25 protein-coding genes, 1 pseudogene and 1 riboswitch are annotated in these 25,162 nt (G+C 73.0%); of the genes and pseudogenes, 20 read left to right on the top strand and 6 right to left on the bottom strand.

Features of this window, described 5'->3' with window-relative positions:
* The first annotated feature begins 194 nt into the window (after positions 1 to 194).
* From moaA to ACFW1I_RS13580, 6 genes are read left to right on the top strand one after another with little or no spacing between them, the layout of a single operon-like run.
* Positions 195 to 1,199: a GTP 3',8-cyclase MoaA gene (moaA, locus tag ACFW1I_RS13605; RefSeq protein ID WP_384669441.1), complete on the top strand. Its 1,005-nt coding sequence runs from the start codon at positions 195 to 197 to the stop codon at positions 1,197 to 1,199.
* Between the two features lie 37 nt (positions 1,200 to 1,236).
* Entirely contained in the window at positions 1,237 to 1,506 is a 270-nt protein-coding gene (locus ACFW1I_RS13600) for a DUF6457 domain-containing protein (protein ID WP_384669440.1), read from the top strand.
* Positions 1,507 to 1,523: 17 nt separating this feature from the next.
* Positions 1,524 to 2,702, top strand: a complete 1,179-nt coding sequence (locus tag ACFW1I_RS13595; protein ID WP_384669438.1) for a molybdopterin molybdotransferase MoeA — start codon at positions 1,524 to 1,526, stop codon at positions 2,700 to 2,702.
* Positions 2,703 to 2,719: 17 nt separating this feature from the next.
* Positions 2,720 to 2,995, top strand: coding sequence for a MoaD/ThiS family protein (locus ACFW1I_RS13590; protein WP_384669436.1), 276 nt, complete (start codon positions 2,720 to 2,722; stop codon positions 2,993 to 2,995).
* 54 nt (positions 2,996 to 3,049) lie between these two features.
* Positions 3,050 to 3,496 carry a molybdenum cofactor biosynthesis protein MoaE gene (locus ACFW1I_RS13585; protein WP_384669435.1) on the top strand — a complete coding sequence of 149 codons (447 nt, stop codon included), beginning with the start codon at positions 3,050 to 3,052 and terminating at the stop codon, positions 3,494 to 3,496.
* 40 nt (positions 3,497 to 3,536) lie between these two features.
* Positions 3,537 to 5,294, top strand: coding sequence for an FUSC family protein (locus tag ACFW1I_RS13580; protein WP_384669434.1), 1,758 nt, complete (start codon positions 3,537 to 3,539; stop codon positions 5,292 to 5,294).
* Between the two features lie 184 nt (positions 5,295 to 5,478).
* Here the strand turns inward: ACFW1I_RS13580 and ACFW1I_RS13575 are convergent, their stop codons facing one another.
* The gene (locus ACFW1I_RS13575) at positions 5,479 to 5,937 is read right to left on the bottom strand and encodes an isochorismatase family protein (RefSeq protein ID WP_384669511.1); all 459 of its coding nucleotides are present in this window, start codon (positions 5,935 to 5,937) and stop codon (positions 5,479 to 5,481) included.
* A 268-nt stretch (positions 5,938 to 6,205) separates the two neighbouring features.
* On the bottom strand, positions 6,206 to 7,540 hold the full coding sequence (locus ACFW1I_RS13570; protein ID WP_384669433.1) for a YhgE/Pip domain-containing protein: 1,335 nt from the start codon (positions 7,538 to 7,540) through the stop codon (positions 6,206 to 6,208).
* A gap of 739 nt (positions 7,541 to 8,279) precedes the next feature.
* On the opposite strand from ACFW1I_RS13570, the gene ACFW1I_RS13565 reads away from it, so the two are divergent.
* The 3 genes from ACFW1I_RS13565 (at position 8,280) to ACFW1I_RS13555 (ending at position 10,214) form a co-directional block, all read left to right on the top strand.
* A complete protein-coding gene (locus ACFW1I_RS13565; RefSeq protein WP_384669432.1) occupies positions 8,280 to 8,420 on the top strand; it encodes a hypothetical protein in 141 nt (46 codons plus the stop codon).
* Complete coding sequence (locus ACFW1I_RS13560) at positions 8,417 to 9,019, top strand: HAAS signaling domain-containing protein (RefSeq protein ID WP_384669431.1); 603 nt, start codon at positions 8,417 to 8,419, stop codon at positions 9,017 to 9,019. The genes ACFW1I_RS13565 and ACFW1I_RS13560 overlap by 4 nt, the downstream gene beginning before the upstream one ends.
* Positions 9,020 to 9,788: 769 nt before the next feature.
* Positions 9,789 to 10,214, top strand: a complete 426-nt coding sequence (locus tag ACFW1I_RS13555; protein WP_384669430.1) for a hypothetical protein — start codon at positions 9,789 to 9,791, stop codon at positions 10,212 to 10,214.
* Here ACFW1I_RS13555 and ACFW1I_RS13550 read toward each other — a convergent pair.
* Positions 10,183 to 11,910, bottom strand: a complete 1,728-nt coding sequence (locus tag ACFW1I_RS13550) for a hypothetical protein (RefSeq protein ID WP_384669429.1) — start codon at positions 11,908 to 11,910, stop codon at positions 10,183 to 10,185. The two genes, ACFW1I_RS13555 and ACFW1I_RS13550, sit on opposite strands and share 32 nt — an antisense overlap.
* Before the next feature lie 609 nt (positions 11,911 to 12,519).
* Here ACFW1I_RS13550 and dhaK point away from each other — a divergent pair.
* The 7 genes from dhaK (at position 12,520) to ACFW1I_RS13515 (ending at position 17,595) form a co-directional block, all read left to right on the top strand.
* Positions 12,520 to 13,512, top strand: a complete 993-nt coding sequence (gene dhaK / locus ACFW1I_RS13545; protein ID WP_384669428.1) for a dihydroxyacetone kinase subunit DhaK — start codon at positions 12,520 to 12,522, stop codon at positions 13,510 to 13,512.
* A gap of 7 nt (positions 13,513 to 13,519) precedes the next feature.
* Complete coding sequence (gene dhaL, locus ACFW1I_RS13540; RefSeq protein ID WP_384669427.1) at positions 13,520 to 14,128, top strand: dihydroxyacetone kinase subunit DhaL; 609 nt, start codon at positions 13,520 to 13,522, stop codon at positions 14,126 to 14,128.
* Entirely contained in the window at positions 14,125 to 14,532 is a 408-nt protein-coding gene (locus ACFW1I_RS13535) for a PTS-dependent dihydroxyacetone kinase phosphotransferase subunit DhaM (RefSeq protein ID WP_384669426.1), read from the top strand. The genes dhaL and ACFW1I_RS13535 overlap by 4 nt, the downstream gene beginning before the upstream one ends.
* A gap of 165 nt (positions 14,533 to 14,697) precedes the next feature.
* Positions 14,698 to 14,920, top strand: a riboswitch (cobalamin riboswitch).
* Between the two features lie 28 nt (positions 14,921 to 14,948).
* The gene (locus ACFW1I_RS13530; protein WP_384669425.1) at positions 14,949 to 15,644 is read left to right on the top strand and encodes an energy-coupling factor ABC transporter permease; all 696 of its coding nucleotides are present in this window, start codon (positions 14,949 to 14,951) and stop codon (positions 15,642 to 15,644) included.
* The gene (locus tag ACFW1I_RS13525) at positions 15,644 to 16,000 is read left to right on the top strand and encodes an energy-coupling factor ABC transporter substrate-binding protein (RefSeq protein WP_384669423.1); all 357 of its coding nucleotides are present in this window, start codon (positions 15,644 to 15,646) and stop codon (positions 15,998 to 16,000) included. The genes ACFW1I_RS13530 and ACFW1I_RS13525 overlap by 1 nt, the downstream gene beginning before the upstream one ends.
* Before the next feature lie 6 nt (positions 16,001 to 16,006).
* Positions 16,007 to 16,756 carry a cobalt ECF transporter T component CbiQ gene (gene cbiQ / locus ACFW1I_RS13520; protein WP_384669421.1) on the top strand — a complete coding sequence of 250 codons (750 nt, stop codon included), beginning with the start codon at positions 16,007 to 16,009 and terminating at the stop codon, positions 16,754 to 16,756.
* A complete protein-coding gene (locus ACFW1I_RS13515) occupies positions 16,753 to 17,595 on the top strand; it encodes an ATP-binding cassette domain-containing protein (protein ID WP_384669419.1) in 843 nt (280 codons plus the stop codon). Before cbiQ ends, ACFW1I_RS13515 begins: the two co-directional genes overlap by 4 nt.
* Before the next feature lie 31 nt (positions 17,596 to 17,626).
* Here ACFW1I_RS13515 and ACFW1I_RS13510 read toward each other — a convergent pair whose 3' ends face one another.
* On the bottom strand, positions 17,627 to 18,148 hold the full coding sequence (locus ACFW1I_RS13510) for a hypothetical protein (protein WP_384669417.1): 522 nt from the start codon (positions 18,146 to 18,148) through the stop codon (positions 17,627 to 17,629).
* A 141-nt stretch (positions 18,149 to 18,289) separates the two neighbouring features.
* Between ACFW1I_RS13510 and ACFW1I_RS13505 the strand changes: the two genes are divergently transcribed.
* From ACFW1I_RS13505 to ACFW1I_RS13495, 3 genes are all read left to right on the top strand, one after another.
* Positions 18,290 to 20,314, top strand: coding sequence for an FAD-dependent oxidoreductase (locus ACFW1I_RS13505; protein ID WP_384669416.1), 2,025 nt, complete (start codon positions 18,290 to 18,292; stop codon positions 20,312 to 20,314).
* 32 nt (positions 20,315 to 20,346) lie between these two features.
* A complete protein-coding gene (locus ACFW1I_RS13500; RefSeq protein ID WP_384669414.1) occupies positions 20,347 to 20,907 on the top strand; it encodes a PadR family transcriptional regulator in 561 nt (186 codons plus the stop codon).
* 110 nt (positions 20,908 to 21,017) lie between these two features.
* Positions 21,018 to 22,409 (top strand): FAD-dependent oxidoreductase, encoded by a 1,392-nt coding sequence (locus ACFW1I_RS13495; RefSeq protein ID WP_384669412.1) that lies wholly within the window; start codon positions 21,018 to 21,020, stop codon positions 22,407 to 22,409.
* Positions 22,410 to 22,434: 25 nt separating this feature from the next.
* Here the strand turns inward: ACFW1I_RS13495 and ACFW1I_RS13490 are convergent, their stop codons facing one another.
* On the bottom strand, positions 22,435 to 23,775 hold the full coding sequence (locus ACFW1I_RS13490) for a DUF2252 domain-containing protein (RefSeq protein ID WP_384669410.1): 1,341 nt from the start codon (positions 23,773 to 23,775) through the stop codon (positions 22,435 to 22,437).
* A gap of 180 nt (positions 23,776 to 23,955) precedes the next feature.
* Between ACFW1I_RS13490 and ACFW1I_RS13485 the strand changes: the two genes are divergently transcribed.
* Positions 23,956 to 24,786 carry a GntR family transcriptional regulator gene (locus ACFW1I_RS13485; RefSeq protein WP_384669408.1) on the top strand — a complete coding sequence of 277 codons (831 nt, stop codon included), beginning with the start codon at positions 23,956 to 23,958 and terminating at the stop codon, positions 24,784 to 24,786.
* 19 nt (positions 24,787 to 24,805) lie between these two features.
* Here ACFW1I_RS13485 and ACFW1I_RS13480 read toward each other — a convergent pair.
* Positions 24,806 to 25,036, bottom strand: a pseudogene (locus ACFW1I_RS13480) (amino acid permease); the annotation flags it as partial.
* Positions 25,037 to 25,162 lie beyond the last annotated feature (126 nt).

Here is a 25,162-nt window from a genome sequence, read left to right as displayed (position 1 = left end):
GGCGATAGGCGCGACCTACTGACCCGCAGAACCCCGTCGACCAGGGACGATGACGACGGATAAATGTCACCGATCAAGTCATCGGAATTCCCTCTTTGACTTATCCGAGAACTCCCCCGAGAGTTTTCGATGAGTCATTGATTCGGATTCGGCGACCTGAGGCTGCCGCCAGGCAGAGGAAGGAGGGCAGGACCGTGCCCCGACCTCGTAGCGCCCCGCTGACGGACCGTTCCGGACGCGTCCACACCGACCTGCGGGTGTCCCTCACCGACCGGTGCAACCTGCGGTGCGCGTACTGCATGCCCGCGGCGGGCCTCGACTGGCTGCCCCGGCCCGAGCTGCTCACCGACGATGAGGTCGTACGCCTGGTCCGCGTCGCCACCGAGCGCCTGGGCATCACCTCGGTGCGGCTGACCGGCGGCGAGCCGCTGTTGCGCCGCGGCCTGCCCGGCCTGGTCACCCGCCTCGCCACGTCGGACGTCGCGCCCGAACTGTCCCTCACCACCAACGGCATCGGCCTGGCGCGCAGCGCCCGTGCCCTGCACGAGGCCGGGCTGAACCGGGTCAACGTCAGCCTGGACACCCTGCGCGCCGACCGCTTCACAGAGATCACCCGACGCGACCGACTCCCCGACGTGCTCGCCGGACTGCGTGCGGCTCGCGACGCGGGACTGACCCCGGTCAAGATCAACGCGGTTCCCGTGCGCGGGGTGAACGACGACGAGATCGTCGATCTCACCGCCTTCGCCCTTGAACACGGCTACCAGATGCGGTTCATCGAGTCGATGCCTCTGGACGCCCAGGGCGCCTGGGACCGCGACCGGATGGTGACCGCCGCGGAGGTCCTCGACCGCCTCGGCGAGCACTACGACCTGAAGCCGGTCGAACGGCGGAACAACGCTCCCGCCGAGGAGTGGCGCATCGACGGTACGGACGCGAGGGTCGGCGTCATCGCCAGCGTCACCCGCCCGTTCTGCGGCGCCTGCGACCGGGTCAGGCTCACCGCCGACGGCCAACTGCGCAACTGCCTCTTCGCCACGGACGAGTCCGACCTGAGGGCACTGCTCCGCGACGGCGCGGACGACGCGGCCCTGGAGGCCGCCTGGCGCGCTTCGCTCGCGGGAAAGAGGCCCGGCCATGCCATCGGCAGCACCGGGTTCCGCCGGCCGGAACGCCCCATGTCGGCCATCGGCGGCTGACGCACCACGACCGGAACGTAAGGAGAAGGCGAGCACGATGCGCCGCTGGATCACCGCTGCCGAAGCGGAACCGGGCGTCGACCTCGACATCGACGTCCCCGCCCTGCTCGACATGACCAGGCTCGTCGCCCACGGCGTGGCCCGCCCTGCCACCCCCCTGACCGCCTTCCCGGTCGGCCATGCCGCCGCACGGGCAGGCGGCGGCGAGACCGCGGTCGCCGATGCCGACCGCAAGGCGGCGGGACCGGACGGATGCCGGACGGTACGACACCCTGACCGCACCGACGCCCCGGGACACACGCGGTGACCGTCCACGACACGTCCATGCCCTGGACGCGCGCCCGTGACGTTGCGCGCAACTGCGTGGAGGAGGCGCTGCCCGCCGTCACCCGGGACATCGCCGACGCTCTCGGTCACGCCCTCGCCGAGCCGTTGACCGCGCTCACCGATCTGCCGTCGTTCCACTCTTCGGCGATGGACGGCTGGGCCGTCGCCGGGGCCGGTCCCTGGCGGCTGCGCCCCGGCCGTGTCCTCGCGGGCGCGTCGGCCGGGCCGCTGGCGCCCGGCACCGCCGTCGCCATCGCCACCGGCGCCCCACTGCCGGACGGGTCCTGCGCCGTGCTCCGCCGCGAGCACGGCGAAGTCACGGCCGGCCATGAGCTGCGGTACGGGGGAAGGGGCCCGCTGCCCGAAGGCTGCGACGTCCGCCCGCGCGGCCAGGAGTGCCGCGCGGGCGAGCCGCTGCTCCCCGCGGGTGCCGCTGTCACCCCGGCCGTGCTCGGTCTCGCCGCGGCGGCCGGCTACGACCGGCTGACGGTGCACCGCCGACCGGTGGTGGAACTTCTCGTCCTCGGCTCCGAGTTGCTCGGGGCGGGCCCGCCCCGGGACGGCCGGGTGCGCGACGCGCTCGGACCACTCCTGCCGGCGTGGCTGCGCGGCAGCGGCGCGCGGGTGACCGGCCGCCGTCTCGTCTCGGACGACCTCGGGCTCCTGCGTGCGGCGGTCCGCGGTTCCGCCGCTGATGTCGTCGTCACCACAGGAAGCACCGCCGCCGGCCCGGCGGACTTCCTGCACGACGTCCTCGACGAGGCCGGTGCTCGGTTCCTCGTCGACTCCGTCGCCGTGCGACCTGGCCACCCCATGCTGCTCGCCGAACTTCCGCCGGCCGCCGACGGCCGGTCCCGCCGCCTGGTGGGCCTGCCCGGCAACCCGCTGGCCGCCGTGGCCGGGACGGCGACCCTCGCCGTACCCCTACTGCGCCGCCTGGGTGGCCACCGGGACGCCGTCCCGCTGCGGCTGCCGGCTGCCGCGGACCTGTCGGCGCATCCTCGGTACACCCGGCTGCTGCCGGTGCGCCGGCTCACGCACGAGGTGGCGCCGCTGCCGTTCGACGGGTCGGCGATGCTGCGCGGATTGGCTTTCGCGGACGGCCTCGCCGTCGTCCCGCCCGGTGGGGTGCCCGCTGGAACCGAAGTCGAGGTGCTGGAGGCACCCGCAGCATGATCACAGGAGGCACCACCATGCAGATCGCACGGGTACCTGCCGGGACCATCCGCTACTGGGCGGCCGCGAAGGCCGAGGCCGGAACCGCGCAGGAGCCCTACCAGGCGGCCACGCTCGCCGAGGCACTGGCCAAGGCCCGGTCGCGGCACGCCGGTCGACCCCGCTTCGCCCGCGTCCTCACCTACTGCTCGTTCCTCGTGGACGGTCACCCGGTCGGCGACCGGGACCACTCGGCCGTCTCCCTGTCCGACGGCGGCACCGTCGAGGTCCTGCCCCCGTTCGCCGGCGGCTGACCCCTCCCCGCCCCTACCTCCGCCCCCGCCCGCCTTCTCCTCGGGACCACCACCATGACGAGCCCTCCCGGCACCCCGGCCGACCCGATCCGTCTGCTCGGCGTCCGCGACACCCCGCTCTCCCTCGACGAGGTGTACGCGGCGGTCGGCGACGACGCCGCCGGCGGAACCGCCCTCTTCGTCGGTACGATCCGCGACCACGACGGCGGTCGGCCGGTGACCGCCCTGGAGTACAGCGCCCACCCGCGCGCCGCGAAGGAACTCCGCCGGGTGGCCGAGAAGGTCGCCGCGGACTTCCCGGCCCGCGCGCTCGCAGCCGTGCACCGGACGGGGCCACTCGTGGTCGGGGACATCGCCGTCATCGCGGCCGTCTCCTGCCCACACCGCGCGGAGGCGTTCGCCGCCTGCGAGCGGCTGGTCGAGGACCTCAAGCACGAGGTCCCGATCTGGAAGCGACAGGTCTTCGCGGACGGCTCGGTGGAATGGGTAGGCGCGTGCTGACCGACCGCCCGGAAACAGGCATGGATGACACACGCCGCCTGTGCCCCGCTCGCGTCTGTTGCCGGCCGCGGTGACCGGGCCTGCCCGGCGCCGGACGGCCGCCCGCGTGGGACGCGCGCTCTCGCCGCGAGGTGCCTTGGCCCTGCAGAGCGTCGACGGCGCCCTGTCCTTCGCCCTGCGCGCGGCCGCGGCGATGGCCCTGCCCGCGGTGCCGCTCGCCCTGGCCGACCGCGCCGACGAGGCCGTCTACGCCATGCTCGGCTCCTTCACCACCACGTTCGGCCGCAACCTTCCGTACGGCCCACGGGCCCGGGTGCTCGCGCTGGTCGCCGTGGCGATGACGGCCTGCGTCGCCGGCGGCACCGCCCTCGGTGCCTGGGCCCGGCCCCAGGACGACGGGACCGGCGCCGCGCTGGTGGTCACGGTGACCGCCCTGGTGGCCGGGGCCGCCAAGTTCGCCTGCGACGCGGCTCGGCTCCGGGGCCTCGGCGCCGTCCTGCTGATGTTCTCCTTCGCCGTCGCGGCGAACGGCTCACCGGAACCGACGGACGTGCTGCCGCACACCGGCCTGGCCGCGCTGGGCGCGACCGTGGCCTGGCTGCTCGGCGTGTCCGGCCGGTTCGTGCACCCGGACCGCCCGCGACGCCTCGCCGTCGCCGCCGCGCTGCGCGAGCTGGCGGACCTGCTGGCGGCGATCGCCGCGGGCCGCGGCCTGCGGGCGGCCCGGCACCGGGCGACCGCGACCGTTCTGCAGGCATACCGGACACTCGGCTTGCTGCCTCCGACGACCGCCGAGCGCCACGACAGCGACGACCTCTGTGTACGGGTGGCCGATCTCTCCTGGTCGCTGCTGATCGGCTCGGCCCGCCCGCCGCCGGACGACCCGGCCGGTCTGGCGGAGAGGCTGCGGGTCCAGGTCCGCGTTCTGGTGAGCCGCAGTAGCGGGGAGCCGGATCTGTCGGAACTGGCGCGGGCAGCAGCGACCGCGCGTGGCGGCGCCACCCCCGTCACTGCTTCCGGACCGGCTCACACCCGCCCCACCGCCGAACAACGCACATGGGAGCTCTTCACCGGCCACGCCCACACCCGTGCGGCGGTCCTCCTGGTGCCCGCCCTGCGGATGGTCCTCGGCACGGCCCTGGCCGGACTGGCGGCCCTGGCCCTGGGGCTCGGCCACGGCTACTGGGCATCCGTCTCCGCCGCGGCCGTCCTGCATTCGATCAACGTGCGAACGGCGGCGCAGCGGGCCGCGCAGCGCACCCTGGGCACGGCCGCGGGTCTGCTGCTCGCGCTCGGCATCCTCGCCGCACGTCCCGATCCTCCGATCCTCGTCGTCGTGGTCGTGCTCCTGGAGTTCCTCCTCGAGTACGTCGTGGCCCGCAACTACGGACTCGGCGTCGTGTTCCTCACCCCGCTGGCACTGCTGCTCAGCGACCTCGCCGCACCCACGCAGCCCGGGGCACTCGTACAGGACCGCGCCTTGGGCAGCTTCCTCGGCATCGCCGTCGCGCTGCTGTGTGCGCTGCTGGTGGTGCACGACCGTGCGGCGCTGCGGGCGGAGCGCGCCCTGACCGCGTGCGCCGAGGCGGCGAAGCGGGCCGAGCGGGCCCTCGCGGACCGCGACGCGGCGGAGTTCCCGCACGTCCAGTCGCGACTGGCGGCCGCGGTGGTGGAGCTGCGCGAGGCCGACGACGCGGCGGCGGGCGAACTCTGGCCGGCCGAGATCGACCCCACCGAACTGGCCGCCGCGGAGCAGCGGGCGTACGGCCTCCTCGAGCGGCTCGTACGGGGCCGCTGAGGCCGCAGAACGCGCCGCTTGCCCGGCCCTGGGCTCAGGCGGCCCGGCCGACGTCACCTTCAGGTGCTTCATGATCGGCTGGTCGCTCTGCGTGCTGTAGCGCGTCCGCGGTCTCCCGGTCCTGGAGGTCGACCGTTCCGTTGCCGGTGCCCAGGGACGCCTGGAGGGCTCGGCCGCGAACGGTTCACGTGTAGTCGGCGGTCTTCTTCACCTCCCCGAATCGCGGGAAGACGCGCTGCACGGCGAAGTCGTGTTCGTCGGCAGCCAGTCCGGACATCGCGTCGGCCACGAACTCCAGTTCGTAGCCGTGGTCGGAGGCCGCCCGTGCGGTGGACTCGACGCCCATGGTGGTGACCAGTCCGGCGATCACCAGCGTGTCCACACCCAGACCGCGCAACCGTTCGTCGAGACCTGTGCCGTAGAAGGCGCCGATGGTGCGCTTGACCACCACGAGGTCGCCCTCGTGTACGAGACCATCGGCGAAGTCGCTGCCGGGAGGCTGCTGGGCGACGCCCGGACGTTCCACCCGGACCAGCACGACAGGCCGCTCCCGTGCTCGAAAAGCCTCGGCCAACTCGCGGCTGCGTGCCAGCACTTCGTCACCGGAGTGCGGGGCGAGGGGGAGAGCTACGATGCGTGGCATCAGGTCGATGAGGATCAGAGCAGAGTTCACGGCCGTGATCTTAGAGAGTGTTCGTCCTGCCGGGGGCGTTCGGTAGGCCGTTGCGCTGCCACCGGCGGGACAGGGCGTAGACCCGACCCCGCGGCCCGTCCTCGTCAGGCACATCCCGCCATGGCGGCGAGGGGAATGCCCGGCCGCGGCCGGGCAGCCCCATCGGCATGTTCACGCCGATCAGCCGGTTGTGGTGGGCGGCCAGGATGCCGCCTTGAGGGCTGGTCGTTCCGTTCACTCAGCCCGGTTGGGGCACCATGCGGTGGAGGCCCTTGCGGTCATAGTAGCGGGTCATCACGAAGCCGAAGACGAGCGCGAGCACGAGGCCGAGCGCGAGCATGATCCAGGCGCGGGCCAGGCCGGCGTCGGCGCGGGCGTCGAAGTAGAGGATCGCCCGCACGCCGGAGACGAGCTGGCGCATGGGCTCGAAGAGGCCGAGGAACCGGTAGAAGCCGGGCACGGCCTCCAGCGGGATCGTCGCGCCGGAGGACGGCAGCGCCAGCGCGATGAAGACGAACATCGACACGATCTGTCCGAGGCTGCCGAAGGCCGCGTTGATCGCCTGGACGCCCAGTCCCACGCTCAGGCAGGAGCAGTACGAGAACAGCGCGAGCAGCGGCACGTGGGACGCGTCCATGCCCAGCAGCGTGATGCACGCGATCATCACCAGGGCGGTCACCGGCAGGCACAGCCCCGCCGTCATGACCATCTTCAGGAGCAGGGTCTCGGTGCGGGTGACGGGGACGGTGGGGCGGCGCGAGTGCCAGGGTCCGATCTCCGCGTCGGCATACCCCAGCGCGGTGTCGACGCCGTTGTGGATGATGTTGCCGCCCAGGAACCCGGCCAGGACCAGCAGCAGCGTGTAGTAGAAGGCGCTCAGTCCCAGCCCGCTGTGCGTGCCGATCGGGTGGCCGACCTTCGTGGTCACGGCGACGGGGTCGACGAGCAGCAGGGCCTCGGCCGGGCTCGCGTCGGCGAAGGCCGGGGAGGCCGTCAGCTGCTTGCCGATGCCCGCCGACGCCTCGCGCGCGGCCCGCTGGGCGATCTGGGACGCCATCGACGACCCCAGGCTGCCCATGCCGGGGTTGGTGAGGACGGTCAGGGTGGGCCGGGCCGCCTCCCGGGTGCCCAGCGACCGCACGGTGGCGGTGAAGTCCCGGGGGATGACCAGGGCCCCGTACACCTGCCCGGAGGCGAGCTGGACCTGGAGCCCCGCAGGGCTCAGCCGCCGCCACCGCACGTCCTCGGCAGGCGTCGCCGCGATGATCCGGGCACTGATCTGGGCCCCGAGGTTCTGCTCCGCGCCGGGCAGCGGCCGGCCCGCGTCCTCGTTCACCAGGGCGATCGGGAACCGATGCAGGCTGCTCTCCGGCTTGAGGATGCCGCCCATGTACAGCAGGGACAGGACCAGAGCGACCAACGAACTGAGCACGCCGGGAACGATCCACAGCTTCGGATGCCCGAGCAGGGCCCTGACCTTCGCGGTTCCGGAGCCGGTGCCGGAGCCGGTCCCGGGACCCGGACCGGGACCGGGACCGGGGCCAGGGGCGGACGGAGGACGATCGGCAGCCATGGAGCTCCATCCAATCGAGACGCAATGTCCGGTATGTCACCAGAGCACTGGTGAGCGTAGATGCCGGACGCTCCGACGGGGCTCTTCGACACCGGTCCACGCCCGCACGCAAGGACCGTCCGGATGATCCGGCGACGGGGATCTGCGGCGGACGGCGGAACGCGAGGAGATCCGTCATTCCCTCTTCAGGATCGGCCCGTCAGAGCGGGCGCGCGCCCGGCTGCGGCTGCCCGGCCGTGAACGACACCCACCGGTCCTCCCCGAGCGTGGTGCGCATGCGCCCCGAGAAGGGGGAACGGTCGCGGCACCCACCACGTGATCGGATTCGAGGACGGCCACGACCGCTCGCTCGTCGGCACCCTCGGACGCTTCATCGCCTGCGAACACCGCGATCCCACTGATCCCACGGCCTGCCGCGCGCTGGAGGCAGCGGACTTCCTCTGGAACATCGCGAGAACAGACGTGCACGAGCTGGCTCACAGAGCGGATTCGCAGCCGTGCCTCCGGTGCAACCGGACCCGGGATCAGCCGGGTACGCATGCTCCCGTCTTGCACGGCACCTCGCCCCTACCCCCGGTCCGGTGAGGGCCAGCCCGGCAGCCCTGGCGAAGGGAACCACCAGGAAGATCAGATTCCGTTTCCTTGCCCATCCAGGTACCTTGCATCGCATGGAACCGGGAGATTCGACCAGGCGGGACCGGGTGGCCGCTCAGCTGCGCAGGGGGTCCTGAAGTACTGCGTGCTCGCCCTGGAGGAATACGCGCTCACCGACGGCGGCCGGGCCGCCCTCGACGAGTTCGCCCAGGTCCGGCCCACTTTCCGGGACACCGTCGACACCTTCCTGACCATTCCGCATCCGTCCACCGGAGACCTCGCATGAAGACCCCCACCGATTCCGTACGCGACTACCTTGCTGTCGTCGAGCGCGAAGCCTCCGCCCTGCCCGCCGATCGCCGGCAGGAACTCCTCGCCGACCTCGCCGAGCACATCGAGGTGACCCGTGCCGAACACCCCGATGTCGCGATCGGCGAGATCCTGGCAAACCTGGGCGACCCGCGCACCATCGCGACGACGGCCCTGGCCGAGACAGGCAAGGCGCCCTCCTGGAGCTCGTGGCCCCTGCCCCAAGACGTTGCCGACAGACCCAGCCGACGAGGCAGGGTCCACCCGATCGTCCCGCTCCTGCTCCTCACCCTCCCCTTCCTCCTGGGGACGGTCGTCCCCGACATCCCCAACCTCCTCGTCGGCCTGATCCGCATCGTCGGGGCGGTGCTCCTGTGCACGTCGGCGCACTGGACCCCGGCCCGGAAGACCCTCGGCGTCCTGCTCGCCGTCGTCCTTCCCTCCACCGCCAACCTCATCTGGGAAAACACGACCGCCGCCCCGGCCGGCGACACCCCCGCTCTCGTGGCCAACCTGCTCACGCTCGCCCTCCTTGCCGCCACGACCACCTGGCTCTGGCGCACCCGCCGCACCTGAGCGGACAGGCCGGCGACACCGCATCGCCGAGAGCCGCAAAGCACCGTCGCTCGCCGGAGCCCGCTTCCCGCGCCGGCTGGAACGTCAGCGCCCACCTGGGTCTCGCCACCACCGAGGTGCACCTCGCCTCCTGGCCCGCCGCCCCGGACGACTGGCCGCGCCTGGTCCGCCCGACCCTCCACGAGGTGACCGGCCTCTGCGCCGCCCTCGTGGTCGCGACCGGCGCCCTCGCCTTGCGGGCTTCCGCCGGTCGGCCGGGGCTTCCATCGGTCTCGACTACCAGGCCAACGCCTGGGACCGCTACAACTGGGACGAGAGCAAAGGCGTGACCATCGATCTCCCGTGGGCGGCGAAATGAGCATTCCGGACAGTCAGATGGCCCGCCTCCACACCACGGGCATCGCCCAGGAGTTCGACATGGCGGGCAGCAGCTCCGTCAAACACTACGATCTGGGCGGACCCGCCCCGAACCAGGGATCTCTGCCCCAGCCGGACCAACCGGGCCGCGAGGGCGACCGGACGGATCCGGGTCGTGAGCAGCAGGAAGCGCGATAGAGGATCACGGATGGACACCTCCCCCCGAACCGCTGCCGACACCCGGCCCGTGCGCCACCGTCGTGTGCCGGTCGCAGTCGTCGTCGTTGCGGTTTTCCTCGGCTGCGTCGCCACCGCGATCGGTGTGGTGTCCTGGGTCGCCGATGACGTGTCGTCGGATCTGACGGACCAGGAAATGACGTGCTGCTGGGAAGAAGGGGTCACACCCACCTGGATGAGCGACCAGCTCGGTATCCGCATTCCGGAGGGAGCCTCGGACCGGCGGTCGGGCTACAAGACCGGCCAGCGTTACGACACCGGCCTGCTCGCCTTCGTCCTGCCGAGCGAGGACGCGGAGCGGTACACGGGCAGACTCATCCGGAGCGGCACCGAGATGATCGGGAACTCGCACCCCGAGGAGAAGGGCTACCGGCCCGCCGCCGCCTTTGGTCACCTCGGACTGCCCGAACCCGAGACGCTCGTCCAAGGCCTCCGGAAGGCCAGCCTGTGCCCGGACGACCTGGCGTCCCCGGAGGGCAAATACCTCCAGCGCTGCGTCGACCTCTTCGCCCACGAGTTCACACCCGGCACCACGCGGATCTACGTCCGGTCGACCATCGAACCGTCCATCACGCCTCCACCCGCGAGCAGCGCTCCGTAAGCCCGTTGCTCGGGCATCGCAGAAAGGTCGGCGGAACCCCTGCAGCCACCGCCGCCTCTTGATCGACGCGCTCCTCGACCGCGGTCACGAGATCGTCTTCCTTCAGGCCAACCGCGATCTGATCGAGGCCGGCGACGACCCGGGCGCTGCCTACACCTTCGACAGCGGCGGCCCGGACATCGACGTCCTTTTCCTGGAGTGGCGCTGGGCGATCGACGGACGCAACACCACCCCCGTGCGGTACCGAAGGCCACACATGCGACCTCCACGGCCAGGCCGAACTGATCACCCGGTACACCGTGCGCAGAAAGACGCCGACCGTGATCTCGGACAAGGACCGCAAGTTCCGGACGGAAAGCGTGTGGCGGCGCGTCCCCCACACCACCGTCTGCGAGGCCGCCCTCGAACCGACGCCCGGGGCGCACCGCCTGCTCTTCCCCGTCGCCGATCGCCTGATCGCCGAGGTGGATCCGGTCGCGCTCGCCAAGCAGCCCCGGGACCTCGTCCTCGGGTACCTCGGCAACCAGTACGACCGCGACGAGCACTTCGACCGCTTCTCGCGCCGGCCGCGGCGCACTTTGACCACCTGGTCGGGGGCAAGTGGACCAGGACCGGCCGCTGGCCGCATGTCCGGTTTCTCGGCAGACTCCCCTTCGAGGCGGTCCAGACCGGTGAGCGCGGCCAGGAGGAAGGTCTGGTGGTACGGAGCTTTCGGTGCTGCCGAGAGTTGAGCGAGCACATCCTCGACGGCCTCGAAGACATCTGCCATGCGACCGCTGTACAGGCTGACTGCGTCCAGTTGATCGACGACGAAGAGCCCAGGCCCCCCATCGGCGACTCCGGGCAGCAGGATCCCGGGCGAATCCTGCAGATTCATCATGGCGCCGAGGTCCCTGGCCGTTCGCACCGACGGATCGGCGCGGTCCCTGCGAACGACTGCGATCGGCCACCCGTCGCCTGCGAGACGTTCCAGTACATCCGCGGCGACCGTCGATTTGCCCGAGCCCGCCCGTCCCTCGCACAACACGATCTGCGGCCCGTCCTCGGCCACCAATCGGCCGTGCAGCTGGTCGAGGTGAGGACGCACGGCCAGTCCGAAGGCGGGCGTCGTACCGCGCACGTGCCGCAGGAACCCGTCCTTGGTGGCCGCCAGGGCATTGAGCGTATTGCTGTCCCCGGCCAACAGTCGGAGTCGGACTCCGTCAAGAGAGAGCAAGTGGTTACGGATCTCCGAACCGGTGAGCCACTTGTGGAGGTTGTCGTCCAGGTATCCGCTGAGCTGCCTGACGATTCCTTCAGGATTCCCTACGAACAGCTGCTCGTAGGTGATGTGGACCAGCTCACGCAGGTTCTCCGGTGAGTAGTCCTTCACGTAAACGGACTGGAGATACCTCCAGAGGGTCTCCCGGTCTACGGGTTTGCCGTCGTCGGCCCAGACTCCGCACAGAACCGTGAAGTCGTCCCCTTGAGGGCCAGCAAGGATCTGTTCGAACTCGGCGAGGGTCACGGCGGCCCTCGCGCGGTCGGCAAGGTCGCGCAGTGCGGGCGATCCGGTCGAGAGAACGAGTCGCACCTTCCTGCCGGCTGCAAGGTGGCTTGCGGCGGCATTGAGGAGGGCTGCCGCGGATCGCAGCGTCCAGGGCCCCCGCCACGGCACGTCCTTCACCTGATCGCACCAGGTTTCGCCCTTGGCCACGAGCTGGAACTCGATGCCTTCACCAGCCTGCCCCGCAGGCTCAAGACGGATTCGCGAGGCCTCTCCGCGCAGGAGGTCCGCGACCTTCAGCGCGGTCCACCAGTTCTCGTACCGGTTGCCCGCCTTGTCCGCCGCCCCGCCCGCCAGCCCCGTCGCGCATCACTTCCCCAGGACGCCGCAACGGATTCCTCGCCGAGGAGTCCACGGCCAAGAACTCTCTTACCTGCCGGCTCACCCGTGGCCTGCGTTTCGCAGCATGCGTCTCCGCGCGAGCACTCGCCACCCAGCCGGCCGCAACTGAGCCCCGAGGCGCCGCATGATGGCTGCCGACACGGGACCGGCCACCTGCGGCCGCGACGCACCGGTGCGCGACCGCCCTCCCAGGCCGATAATTGCGCCATCATGCACGAGTGCAAAGAGCACCCATCCCACCCATCCCACCCCTCCCCTGACGAAGGGTCAGGAAAGTCGGCAACAGGTCAGCATCAGTACCGGCCAGGAGCGCCCCCGAGCGTCGTCAACCGCCAAGATCAATAACTGACCTCACCCACTCTGACCTGCAAAAAGCCTGCTCAGTCACCTACCTGCTAGCCTCACCAGGAGGTATCCATGAGGATGCTGATCAACGTGCCCGAGACCGTCGTCGCCGACGCCCTGCGGGGGCTCGCCGCCGCGCATCCCGAGTTGACCGTGGACGTGGAGCGGCGGGTGGTGGTGCGGAGGGACGCGCCGGTGGCGGGGAAGGTGGCGCTGGTCTCGGGGGGTGGGTCGGGGCACGAGCCGCTGCATGCCGGGTTCGTGGGGCCGGGGATGCTGGACGGGGCCTGTCCCGGGGAGGTGTTCACCTCGCCCGTGCCGGACCAGATGGTGCGGGCCGCGGCCGCCGTGGACAGTGGTGCGGGGGTGTTGTTCGTGGTGAAGAACTACACCGGGGACGTGCTGAACTTCGAGATGGCCGCCGAACTCGCCGAGGACGAGGGCATCCAGGTGGCGAAGGTGCTCGTCGACGACGACGTGGCGGTGACCGACAGCCTGTACACGGCGGGGCGGCGCGGGACCGGGGCGACGCTCTTCGTGGAGAAGCTGGCGGGGGCGGCGGCCGAGGAGGGCGCGCCACTGGAGCGGGTGGAGGCGCTGGCCCGGCGGGTGGTCGCGCGGTCGCGGTCGTTCGGGGTCGCGCTGAGCGCCTGCAGCACGCCGGCGAAGGGCAGTCCGACCTTCGATCTGCCGCCCGGCGAGCTGGAGTTGGGCGTCGGCATCCACGGCGAGCCGGGGCGGGAGCGGCGCGGGATGATGACCGCGCGGGAGATCGCCGAGGTCGCCGTGGACGCCGTCCTGGACGACCTGCGGCCCTCCGATCCTGTGCTGCTGCTGGTGAACGGGATGGGCGGGACGCCGCTCCTGGAGCTGTACGGGTTCAACGCCGAGGTGCGGCGGGTCCTGGACGCGCGGCGGGTGCCGGTGGCGCGGACGCTGGTCGGGAACTACGTGACCTCCCTCGACATGGCCGGCTGCTCGGTGACGGTGTGCGCGGCGGACGAGGAGCTGCTGCGGCTCTGGGACGCGCCGGTGGCGACCGCCGCGCTGCGCTGGGGCCGGTGAGCGGGCGATGAGCGAGACGTACGGGGCCGAGGTGGCGGTGCGGTGGATGGCGGCGGTCGCCGCCTCGGTGGAGCGGGAGGCCGGGCGGCTCACCGAGCTGGACGCGGCGATCGGCGACGCGGACCACGGGGCCAACCTGAAGCGTGGTTTCGCCGCGGTGGCCGGGACGCTGGCGAAGGAGCCGCCCGCGACGCCGGGCGCGGTCCTGGTGACCGCCGGGCGGGAGCTGATCTCCACGGTGGGCGGCGCCTCCGGTCCGCTGTACGGGACGCTGCTGCGGCGCGCGGGCAAGGCGCTCGGCGACGCCGGGGAGGTCACCCGGGACGGGCTCGCCGACGCGCTGGCGGCCGGAGTCGCCGCGGTCGGGCAGCTCGGCGGGGCCGTGCCGGGCGACAAGACGATGCTGGACGCGCTGACTCCGGCCGTGGCGGCCCTGCGCGAGTCGTTCGCGGCGGCGGCGCGCGCCGCCGAGGAGGGCGCGCTGGCGACCGTCCCGCTGCGGGCCCGCAAGGGCCGGGCCAGCTACCTCGGCGAGCGGTCGGTCGGGCACCAGGATCCGGGGGCGACCTCCTCGGCGCTGCTGTTCGCGGCGCTCGCGGAGGTGACGGCCGGATGAGCGGGGACAGGGTCGGGATCGTGCTGGTCTCGCACAGCGCGGCCGTCGCGGCGGCGGTGGCGGAGCTGGCCCGGGGGCTGGCCGGCGGCGGGGACCAGGCGCCGGTCGCGGCGGCGGGCGGCGGCCCGGACGGAGGGCTCGGCACGAGCGCCGAGCTGATCGCCGCGGCGGCGAAGGACGTCGACGCGGGGGCCGGGGTGGCCGTCCTGGTCGACCTCGGCAGTGCGGTCCTCACCGTGAAGGCCCTCCTCGCGGAGGGCGACGAACTCCCGGAGGGGACGCGGCTCGTGGACGCCCCGTTCGTGGAGGGCGCGGTGGCCGCGCTGGTGACGGCGAGCGCGGGCGGCGACCTCGACGCGGTGACGGCCGCGGCCTCGGAGGCGTACGCCTACCGCAAGGTCTGACGGCCGCCCGTCGGGGCGCCTCCGGCTGGGTTCCACGCCGCCGGGGGCGCCCCTGTCGTCCGAGCAGCAGCAACGCACTTGGACACGTCCACGCTAGTGCGGGGGTCCGACAACGGGGTCCGGCAATAGGACCGGCCCGGGACTCCGCAGCGCACGTGACCGACCCCGCATTGTGATGAAGCAGGTCAACACACTAATGTCGCAGGGCCTTGGTGTTCGGGAAACCGGTGCAGTACCGGTGCGGCCCTCGCCACTGTGATCGGGAGGTCCGGCTCCATCCCTCAGGGGAAGCCACTGCGCCACCGCGGGAGACCGTCGTGGGGTGGGAAGGCGGAGTCGGACGTCACTACCGTCAGCCAGGAGACCGGCCAGGGCGCGTTGTCCATCCACGAGGTGCTGGAGAGGGTCTCCCGATCATGCATATCGCCGAGGGGTATCTGCCCCCCGTCCACGCGGCCGCCTGGGGCGTCGCATCGGCTCCGTTCGTCGTCCACGGCGTCCGCGCGCTCACCCGCGAGGTGCGCGCCAACCCCGAGTCCACCCTGCTGCTCGGCGCCTCGGGCGCCTTCACCTTCGTCCTGTCCGCTCTCAAACTGCCGTCGGTGACCGGGAGTTGCTCCCATCCGACCGGCACGGGGCTCGGCGCCATCCTGTTCCGGCCGCCGATCATGGCGGTGCTCGGCACCATCACCCTGCTCTTCCAGGCGCTGCTCCTCGCCCACGGCGGGCTGACCACGCTGGGGGCGAACGCCTTCTCGATGGCGATCGTCGGGCCCTGGGCGGGGTACGGGACGTACCTGCTGTTCCGGCGGTTCGGAGCGCCGCTGATGGTGGGCGTGTTCTTCGGCGCGTTCGTCGCCGACCTGTCGACGTACTGCGTGACCAGCGTCCAGCTGGCCCTCGCCTTCCCCGACCCGGGCAGCGGGGTGGCGGGGTCGCTCGCCAAGTTCGGCGGGATCTTCGCGGTGACGCAGCTTCCGCTCGCCGTGAGCGAGGGGCTGCTGACCGTCCTGGTGATGCGGCTGCTCACGCAGTCCAGCAAGGGTGATCTGCTGCGGCTCGGCGTGCTCGCCCGGCCGGAGTCGAAGCGGCGCGAGGAGGCGGCGGCGTGATGAGCAGGAACGCGAAGATCAACGGTCTGCTGCTCCTGGTGGTGGCGGCGCTGGCCGTGCTGCCGCTGGCGCTCGGTCTCGGCGACCACAAGGAGGAGCCGTTCACCGGAGCCGACGGGGAGGCCGAGACGGCGATCACGGAGATCGAGCCGGACTACGAGCCGTGGTTCAGTCCGCTGTACGAGCCGCCGTCCGGCGAGATCGAGTCGGCGCTGTTCTCGCTGCAGGCGGCCCTGGGCGCCGGTGTGCTCGCCTACTACTTCGGGCTGCGGCGCGGCCGGCGGCAGGGCGAGGAGCGGGCCGCGGCCCGTGCGGAGGGTGCGCCGTCCGCGCCGGACCCGGACACGGACGCGTAGCCGCCGATGCTGCCCATCGACGCGGCGGCGCACAGCAGTCGCTGGCGCCGCCGCCATCCGGCGGAGAAGGCCGCCCTCGGTTTCGGTCTGACCCTGTGCGCGGTGTGTCTGCCGCCGTGGCCGGGGGCGCTCCTGGTCGCGACGGCCACCCTCGCCGTGCTGCTCGGTCCGGCCGGGGTGCCGGGGCGGCAGCTGTGGCGGGCCTTCCGGATCCCGCTGGGCTTCTGCGTCACGGGCGCCGTGCCGCTGCTGTTCGCGGTGGGTGGTCCCGGGGGCGTCGCGGCCTGGGCCCCGGACGGGCCGGTGCACGCCGGGGAGCTGCTGCTGCGGACGGCGTCGGCCTCGCTGGGGGTGCTGCTGTTCGCCTTCACCACGCCGGTGTCGGACGTGCTGCCGCGCCTGGTGCGGGCCGGGGTGCCGGCGCCGGTGGTGGACGTGGCCCTGGTGATGTACCGGATCGTGTTCCTGCTCCTGGACGCGCAGGCGAAGGTGCGGCAGGCGCAGGCGGCGCGGCTCGGGGCGACGACCCGGGCGGCCGTGTGGCGGTCGCTGGCCGGGCTCGGCGCGACCTCGTTCGTGCGGGCCTTCGACCGGGCGCAGCGGCTGCAGACCGGGCTCGCCGGGCGGGGTTACGACGGCACGCTGCGGGTCCTGCTGCCCGGGGCGCCGATCTCCCGCCCGTTCCTCGCGGCGACGGGCGGCCTCCTGGCGGGGCTCGTCGCCCTCACCCTCGTACTGGAAAGGTTCCTGCCATGACGACCCCCACCCCGGTCGTGGAGTTGGTGCGCGCGGGTTTCGCGTACGAGGACGGGCCGGCCGTCCTCACGGAGGTCTCCTTCCCCGTGCACGAGGGGCGGGCGGTCGCGCTGCTCGGGCGCAACGGCGGCGGGAAGACGACGCTGCTGCGGCTGCTGAGCGGCGGACTGCGCCCCGGGGACGGGACGCTGCTGCTGGACGGCCAGGAGGTGGCGTACGACCGGAAGGGGCTGACCCGGCTGCGGACCTCGGTGCAGCTGGTGGTGCAGGACCCGGACGACCAGCTGTTCGCCGCCTCGGTGGCGCAGGACGTGTCGTTCGGGCCGATGAACCTGGGGCTGCCGGAGGAGGAGGTACGGCTCCGGGTCGCGGAGGCGCTGGAGGCGCTGGACATCACGGCGCTCGCGGACCGGCCGACGCATCTGCTGTCCTACGGGCAGCGGAAGCGGGCGGCGATCGCCGGCGCGGTCGCGATGCGCCCCCGGGTCCTGATCATGGACGAGCCGACGGCGGGGCTCGACCCGCACGGGCAGGAGCGGCTCCTGGAGACCCTGGAGCGGCTGCGGGCGGCGGGCACGACGGTGGTCATGGCCACGCACGACGTCGATCTGGCGTTGCGGTGGGCGGACGAGGCCGCCGTCCTCTCCCCCGCCGGGCTGCGCACCGGCCCGGCCGCCGAGCTGCTGGCCGACGACGCGCTGCTCGACGCGGCCCGGCTGCGGCGCCCCTGGGCGGTCTCGGTGGGTCGGCTGCTGCGGGCGCAGGGGTTGCTGCCGGAGGGCGTACCGGCGCCGCGGACGGCGGAGGACCTGGACCTGCTGCTGGACCGGGTGGGGTGAGCGGGTGAGGTGACCGGGCGGGCCGGGCGGTTCAGTCGTCGGCCGCGACGAGGAGGGTGAGCCGCCCGGCCCGGCGGTCGACGACGACGAGTTCGTGGAACTCGCCGTGGACGCTCGCCCAGTCGTGGTGCTCGTCCTCGCCGAGGCCGTTCAGGTGGTGGACTGCGTCCGCCTCCGCCAGCGCGTCGTACGCCTCGCGGCGCAGGGCCTCGGCGAGCGGGCCGGGGAGGGTGCCGTACCGATCGGCCCAGGTCTCCAGGAGGCGGGTGGCCCGCTGCCGGCCGATCGGCTCGTACGCGTCGGGGGTGACGTGCCGGATCCAGTACGCGCCGTGGCGGGTGCCGTCGGGGTCCACCCCGCCGCCCGCGTAGTCGTCACGGAACTGCTCGTGCGCGATGAGGGCGGCGAGGAGGTCCCGGTCGGTGGCGTCCGCGGCGGGGAGGCGGAACCGCTTCACGTCGAGCCAGCGGTACCCGTGCGTATGCGGCTCGACGAAGTCGAAGTGCCGGAAGTTCACGAAGGCGCTGCCCTCGTGCGTGAGCGTCCGTCCCATGAGGCCCCACCTTAGGCACGCGGCGAGGTTGTCTCTACCGAGTAGTAACCATCACACCCCGAACCTTCTGCAACTAGTTGCACAAGCAGGGGTGCGCCCCGTACAACAGGATCCGACGATCCCTGCGCGAGGAGGCGCCCCGTGACCGCCACGACCCCGTACCCGCATCTGCTCAGCCCGCTCGACCTCGGCTTCACCACCCTGCCCAACCGGGTGATCATGGGCTCGATGCACGTCGGCCTGGAGGAGACCGAGCACGGCTTCGAGCGGATGGCCGCCTTCTACGCGGAGCGGGCCCGCGGCGGCGTCGGCCTCATCGTCACCGGCGGCATCGCCCCCAACGAGGCCGGCCGGCCGTGGGACGGCGGCGCCAAGCTGACCACCGCCGAGGAGGTCGCCGAGCACCGGCTGATCACCGACGCCGTGCACGCCGAGGGGGGCAGGATCGCGATGCAGATCCTGCACTTCGGGCGGTACGCCTACCACCCCGCCCTCGTCGCGCCCAGCGCGATCCAGGCGCCGATCAGCCCCTTCGTGCCGAACGAGCTGACCGACGCCGAGGTCGAGCGGACCGTCGAGGACTACGCCCGGTGCGCCGAGCTCGCCAAGGAGGCCGGCTACGACGGCGTCGAGGTGATGGGCTCCGAGGGCTACCTCATCAACGAGTTCATCGCCGCCGCCACCAACCACCGCACCGACCGCTGGGGCGGCTCCTACGAGAACCGGGTCCGCTTCCCGCTGGAGATCGTCCGCCGGATCCGCGAGCGCGTCGGCACCGACTTCATCGTCGTCTACCGGCTCTCCATGCTGGACCTCGTCCCCGGCGGCTCCACCCTGGAGGAGGTCGTCCGGCTGGCCAAGGAGATCGAGGCCGCCGGCACGACCATCATCAACACCGGCATCGGCTGGCACGAGGCCCGCATCCCCACCATCGCCACCTCCGTGCCGCGCGGCGCCTACACCTGGGTGACGAAGAAGCTGATGGGCGCGGTGAGCATTCCGCTCGTCACCTCGAACCGCATCAACACCCCCGAGGTGGCCGAGGAGATCCTCGCCGACGGGCGCGCCGACCTCGTCTCGCTCGCCCGGCCCTTCCTCGCCGACCCCGCCTTCGTGAACAAGGCGTCCGCCGGCCGCGCCGAGACCATCAACACCTGCATCGGCTGCAACCAGGCGTGCCTCGACCACACCTTCAGCCTCAAGATCACCTCCTGCCTGGTCAACCCGCGCGCCTGCCACGAGACCGAGCTGGTCCTCTCCCCCACCCGGCTCGCCAAGCGGATCGCCGTCGTCGGCGCCGGACCGGCCGGCCTCTCCTGCGCCGTGTCGGCCGCCGAACGCGGCCACTCCGTCACCCTCTTCGACGCCGCCGCCGAGATCGGCGGCCAGCTGAACGTCGCCAAGCGGGTCCCGGGCAAGGAGGAGTTCGACGAGACCCTGCGCTACTTCCGCGTCCAGCTCGCCGAGCACGGCATCGACGTCCGCCTCGGCACCCACGTCACCGCCGCCGACCTCGACGGCTACGACGAGGTCGTCGTCGCCACCGGCGTCACCCCGCGCAGCCCCGGCATCGAGGGCCAGGACCACCCGAGCGTCGTCAGCTACCTCGACGTGCTCCGCGACGGCGCGCCGGTCGGCGAGCGGGTCGCGATCATCGGCGCCGGCGGCATCGGCTTCGACGTCGCCGAGTTCCTGACCGACGGCGGCGAGGGCGCGAGCCAGGACCCCGAGACGTACTTCCGCCAGTGGGGCGTCGACACCTCCTACGAGAACCGCGGCGGGCTGCGCGAGCCCGAGCGGAACGCCCCGCCCCGCCAGGTGCACCTGCTGCAGCGCAAGACCACCAAGGTCGGCGCGGGCCTCGGCAAGACGACCGGGTGGATCCACCGCACCGAGCTCAAGCACCGGGGCGTCACCATGGTGGCGGGCGTGAGCTACGACCGGATCGACGACGAGGGCCTGCACCTCACCGTCGACGGCGAGCGGCAGCTGCTGCCGGTGGACACCGTCGTCCTCTGCTCCGGGCAGGAGCCGAAGCGGGATCTGTACGAGGAGCTGGTCGCCGCCGGCCGGGCGCCGCACCTGATCGGCGGCGCGGACGTCGCCGCCGAACTGGACGCCAAGCGGGCGATCGACCAGGGCACCCGGCTGGCCGCCACCCTGTGATCACGGTGGCCGACCGAACCTAGGATGCGAGCATGTCCCTCCCGCACGCGATCCTCACCGCGCTGCTCGAGAAGCCGTCCTCCGGCCTCGAACTGACGCGCCGCTTCGACCGGTCGATCGGCTACTTCTGGTCCGCCACGCACCAGCAGATCTACCGGGAGCTGGGGCGCCTGGAGGAGGCGGGGCAGATCCGCGCCCTGCCCTCCCCGGTGCCGGTGCGCGGGCAGCGCAAGGAGTACGAAGTGCTGCCCGCCGGACGGGAGTTCCTGCGGGAGTGGGTCGGCGCGGCCGAGGACCCGAAGCCGCTGCGGTCCGCGCTGCTGCTGCGGATGCGGGCCGCGGCCGTGGTCGGCTCGGCCGGGCTGCGCGCCGAGCTGGAGCGCCATCTCGCCCTGCACCGGGCCCAGCTCGACGAGTACCACCTCATCGAGGAGCGGGACTTCCCGGCCGAGCGGCGCGGCACCGAACCCGACCGGCTGCGCCATCTCGTGCTGCGCGGCGGCATCGACCTGGAGCGGTTCTGGGTGGAGTGGCTGACGGCCGCGCTGGCGGAACTGGGGCCGGAGGACCGACCGGCCCGCCGCACCGGGTGACACGCGCCCGTTCCGCGCCCTTCCGCCCCCGGCGCGCGCCGGTGCGCCTCCTCGTCCGCGGTGGATACTGGTCGGTACCGTTTCATGGTCCACAAAGGGAAAGGGCGGGTATGGCCGACGACTTGGGGCACCGCGGGACACGTCACGCGGTGGTCATCGGGGGAAGTCTCGCCGGACTCCTGGCGGCGCGGGTGCTCGCGGAGCACGCGGAGCGCGTCACGGTCGTCGAGCGCGACCGGCTGCCGGAGGGGCCGGACGCCCGGCCCGGGGTGCCGCAGGGGCGGCACCTGCACGTGCTCATCGCGGGCGGCCAGCAGGCCCTCGACGAACTGCTGCCGGGCTTCATGGACGAACTGCGGGAGCTGGGCGCGCCCCAGGTGGGCATGCCCACGGACATGGTGCAGTGGCAGGCCGGCCAGTGGTTCACCCGGCTGCCCGCCTCGGCGCACTTCTCCAGCGGCCCGCGGCCCCAGCTGGAGTGGCTGGTGCGGCAGCGGGTGCTCGCCGATCCGCGGATCGAACTCGTCGAGGGCACCGAGACGGTGGGCCTGACCGGCACCGCCGCGCGGGTGACCGGCGTGCGGCTGCGGGAGCGCGGCGCGGGCGCCGGCCGGGAGTCCCGCACCCTCGACGCCGATCTGGTGGTGGACGCCTCCGGACGGTCGACGAAGGCGGCGGACTGGCTGGCCGCGATCGGCGCGGAGGCGCCGCACGAGGAGACCCTGGACACCGGGCTCGCCTACAGCTCGCGGGTGTACCGGGCGACGGAGGCGGTGCCGGACACCGACGCGCTCGGCTACTACATCGTGCCGGGCCCCCAGCAGACCTACGGCGGGGTGATCGTCCCGCTCGGCGGCGGGCGCCACATCGTCACCCTCTCGGGGCTGCGCGGGGACGAACCGCCCACCGACGAGGGGGCGTTCGAGGAGTACGCGAAGCGGCTGCCGCATCCGGTGATCAGCGAGTGGCTGGCCGCCGCCGAGCCGGACGGCCCGGTGCACGGCTTCCGCCGGACCGCCAACGTCCGGCGCCGGTACGACCGTCCGGGCCGCCGCCCGGCCGGCTTCCTCGCCACCGGCGACGCGCTGTGCGCGTTCAACCCGATCTACGGCCAGGGCATGGCGGTCGCGGCGCTCGGCGCGGTCGCGCTGCGCCGCGCGCTGGCCGACACCCGGCGGACGCCGACCACCCGGCGGGTGCAGCGGGCGCTGTTCGACGCGGCCCGGCAGGCGTGGGAGATCTCGGCGGGCGCGGACAAGAAGATGCCGGGCGCGACGGGCGACGCGGCCCGGTCGAAGCCGGCGGAGCGGGTGACCGGCTGGTACCTGGCCCGGGTGCAGGAGCGCGCGGCGGGCGATGCCGCGGTCGGCGTGCCGTTCCGCGCGGTCCTGACCCTCTCGGCACCGCTCACCAGCCTGTTCGCCCCGTCCGTGGTGCGGGCGGCGCTGTTCTCGCCGGTCCCGGAGACCCCGGCGGGGCCGCCGATGCGGCTCGGGGACTGACGGCGGTCGACGGCGGCTCCGGGGGTCAGACGCCCGGGGCCGCCGTGACCATGCCGGCGGCGATGCCGGCGCCGAGGCTCGCGTAGTCGTCGGCGTTCTGGCCGGCGTAGGCGAGGGCGAAGTCGGCGACCGCGCGGTCGAAGACGTCGGAGGAGCCGAGGTAGGCGGCGATGGCGATGCGGTCGCCCGAGCGGGCATGGGCGCGGGCCAGGGCGCGGCCGCACAGCCGGGCGTACTCCCGCAGCGTCGAGGGGGTCATCGTCTCGACCTCGGCCGAGCCCTTCATGTCGCGCAACTGGCGCCAGTAGAAGTGGCGTTGCTCGGGACCGGTCATCCAGCCGAGGAAGATGTCGCTGGCGGCCTGGGTGAGGCGCTGGCCGCAGACGACCCGCCGGCCCTGGTGGGGGTAGGCGGTGGGCGGAAGATACGCCTCCAGGACCGAGCGGCCCGCCTCCTTGATCTGGAGGATCAGCGGGTCGCCCGCGTCGCGGCCTTCCAGGAGGACGACGAAGCAGCGGGTGCCTACGCTGCCGACGCCGACGACCTTGCGGGCGGCGTCGCGGAAGGTGTACCGGTCGAGGAGGAGCCGGCGCTCCTCGGAGAGCGAACTGCGGTAGTCGCTGAAGATCTTGCCGATCGTGACCCGGTCCAGGTCGGCGACGCGTTCCAGGAGCGGCGGGTCGTCGGCGATGCGGCGGCCGCCGTCGCCGTCCCGGACGGTGAGCTTCTCCAGGGCCTGGAGGCTGGTGCGGCGGCGGGCCTTGGCGAGGTTGCGGGTGAGCCGCTCGCGTTCGCGGGGGCGGGCGAGGGCGGCGAGGTCGTCGGCGTCGATCCGCTCGTACCAGACGGCGAGCTCCCCGAGGCCGGCGAGGCGGCGCATGGTGGTGCGGTACGACTCCGCGGCGACGAGCGCGGCGCGGTGGGCCTTGGAGCGGGAGCTGCCGTTCTGGAGGGCGGCGACGGTGACGCTGGCGGCGAGCCGCTTGACGTCCCACTCGAAGGGTCCGGGCAGGGTCTCGTCGAAGTCGTTGACGTCGAAGAGGAGCGTCCGTTCGGGTGAGGCGTAGACGCCGAAGTTGAGCAGATGGGCGTCGCCGCAGAGCTGGACGGTGAGTCCGGTGTTGCGGGTGGCGGCGAGGTCGGCGGCCATGACGGCGGCGGCGCCGCGCAGGAACGCGAAGGGGGAGGCGGCCATCCGTCCGTACCGCACCGGGGCGAGGTCGGGCAGCCGGTCGGCGGCCTGCTTCTCCAGGACGGTGAGCGGGTCGGGGCGCTGGGAGCTCGGTATCCAGCGCCCGTGGGAGGAGCGCGGGACCCGCTTGCGGGCCGCGCGGCCCCGTCGGGCGTGCTCCGCGGGCGTCGTCATCCGGCCTCACCCCTGTTCCACACCGGCAGCCGCCGGTCCTGTCGCCTGGTCCCCATTACAGGGTGCGCCGCGGGTTTCGGCCACTCTGCACGGTCGCCCTAGCGAAATGGTTTAGACCAATGATAGGAATTGATCACCCATACGGCCCACGCTGTCACGCTGAGCGAAAAGGGGTTGATCATGGCCGTACCCGATGTCGTCACCGATGTCGCGTCCGACGCCGTATCCGACGCCGTATCCCGTGCCGAACCCTCCGCACCCTCCGAGGAGGAGGTCCCCCGCTATCTGCGGGTCGCCGCCGCCCTGCGGGACGACCTCGTCCGCCGCGCACTGGCCCCCGGCGGCCGGCTCCCCTCGGAGCGTTCCCTGGCGCAGCGGTACCACGTGAACCGGCAGACCGTCCGCAGCGCGCTCCAACTGCTGCGCGAGGAGCGGCTGGTGGTCACCGACCGGCGCGGCACCTTCGCCGCCGACGGCCCGGCGGACGGCGAACTCCCGCCGCCCGGACCGCCGGTGGCACCGCCCGCGGCGCGGCCGGTCTTCCCGGGCGGGTCGCGCGCGGCCGAGGCCCTGGTGCGGGCCTCGCTCGGCTGGGAGCCGCCGCCGGCGGCGCTGGCCCCGCGGCTGCACCTCGCACCGGGCGAGCCGACGCTGGTGCACCGCCACCGGGTGCTGGCCCCGCACGGCCGGGAACTCCAGCGCGCGGTCACCTGGTTCTCCCGGCCCGCGCTCGACGAGATCCCGCAGCTGGCCCGCTACCGGCGGACCCGGTCCTCCGTCAACCAGCCGGACCTGCGGCTGCTGTACCACTGGATGCACCGGGCCGGGCTGCGGGCCACCCACCGGGAGTCGGTCCGGGTCCCGGCCGGCGCCGCGGGGACGGCGGCCGGCGGCGCGGCCCGGCTGAGCGTGCACCGGGTGGTGAGCGACCAGCACGGGCACGTCCTGGAGGTCACCGACATCGAATTCTCGGCCCAGGAGGCCGCCTGGACGTACGAGTACAGCCTCTGACCCGCCGGACCGCCGGAGGTCAGACGAGCCCGTCCGCGATCTCCGCCTCCTCGCGGGCGCTGCCGCCATAGGCGGTCGGCGTGCCGTACGAGCGGCGGGCGGCGTACCACCAGACCGTCGCCAGGAGCAGGACGGCGGCGAGGGCGATCACCGCGTAGTTCATGGTGTCGACGGTCACCGGACTCTTCTGGGGCAGGCAGAAGAGGACGGTCACCACCGCGACCCAGACGACCGCGGTCCAGCCGAGGGGCCCGCGGCCGCGGCCGGGGCGCCACCGGGCCGGGGGGTTTGGGGGCCCCGCCCGCCCCCCCCCCCGCGCCCGGGGGGGGGGGGGGGGGGGGGTTGGGGGGGGGTTGTTGTGGGGGTACCCGCCGGT

Origin of the sequence: Streptomyces sp. NPDC058955 (assembly GCF_042741435.1) — a bacterium.
Lineage (GTDB): Bacteria > Actinomycetota > Actinomycetes > Streptomycetales > Streptomycetaceae > Streptomyces.
Note: the sequence above shows the minus strand (reverse complement) of the source record. Positions and strands in the feature narration are given on the sequence as shown.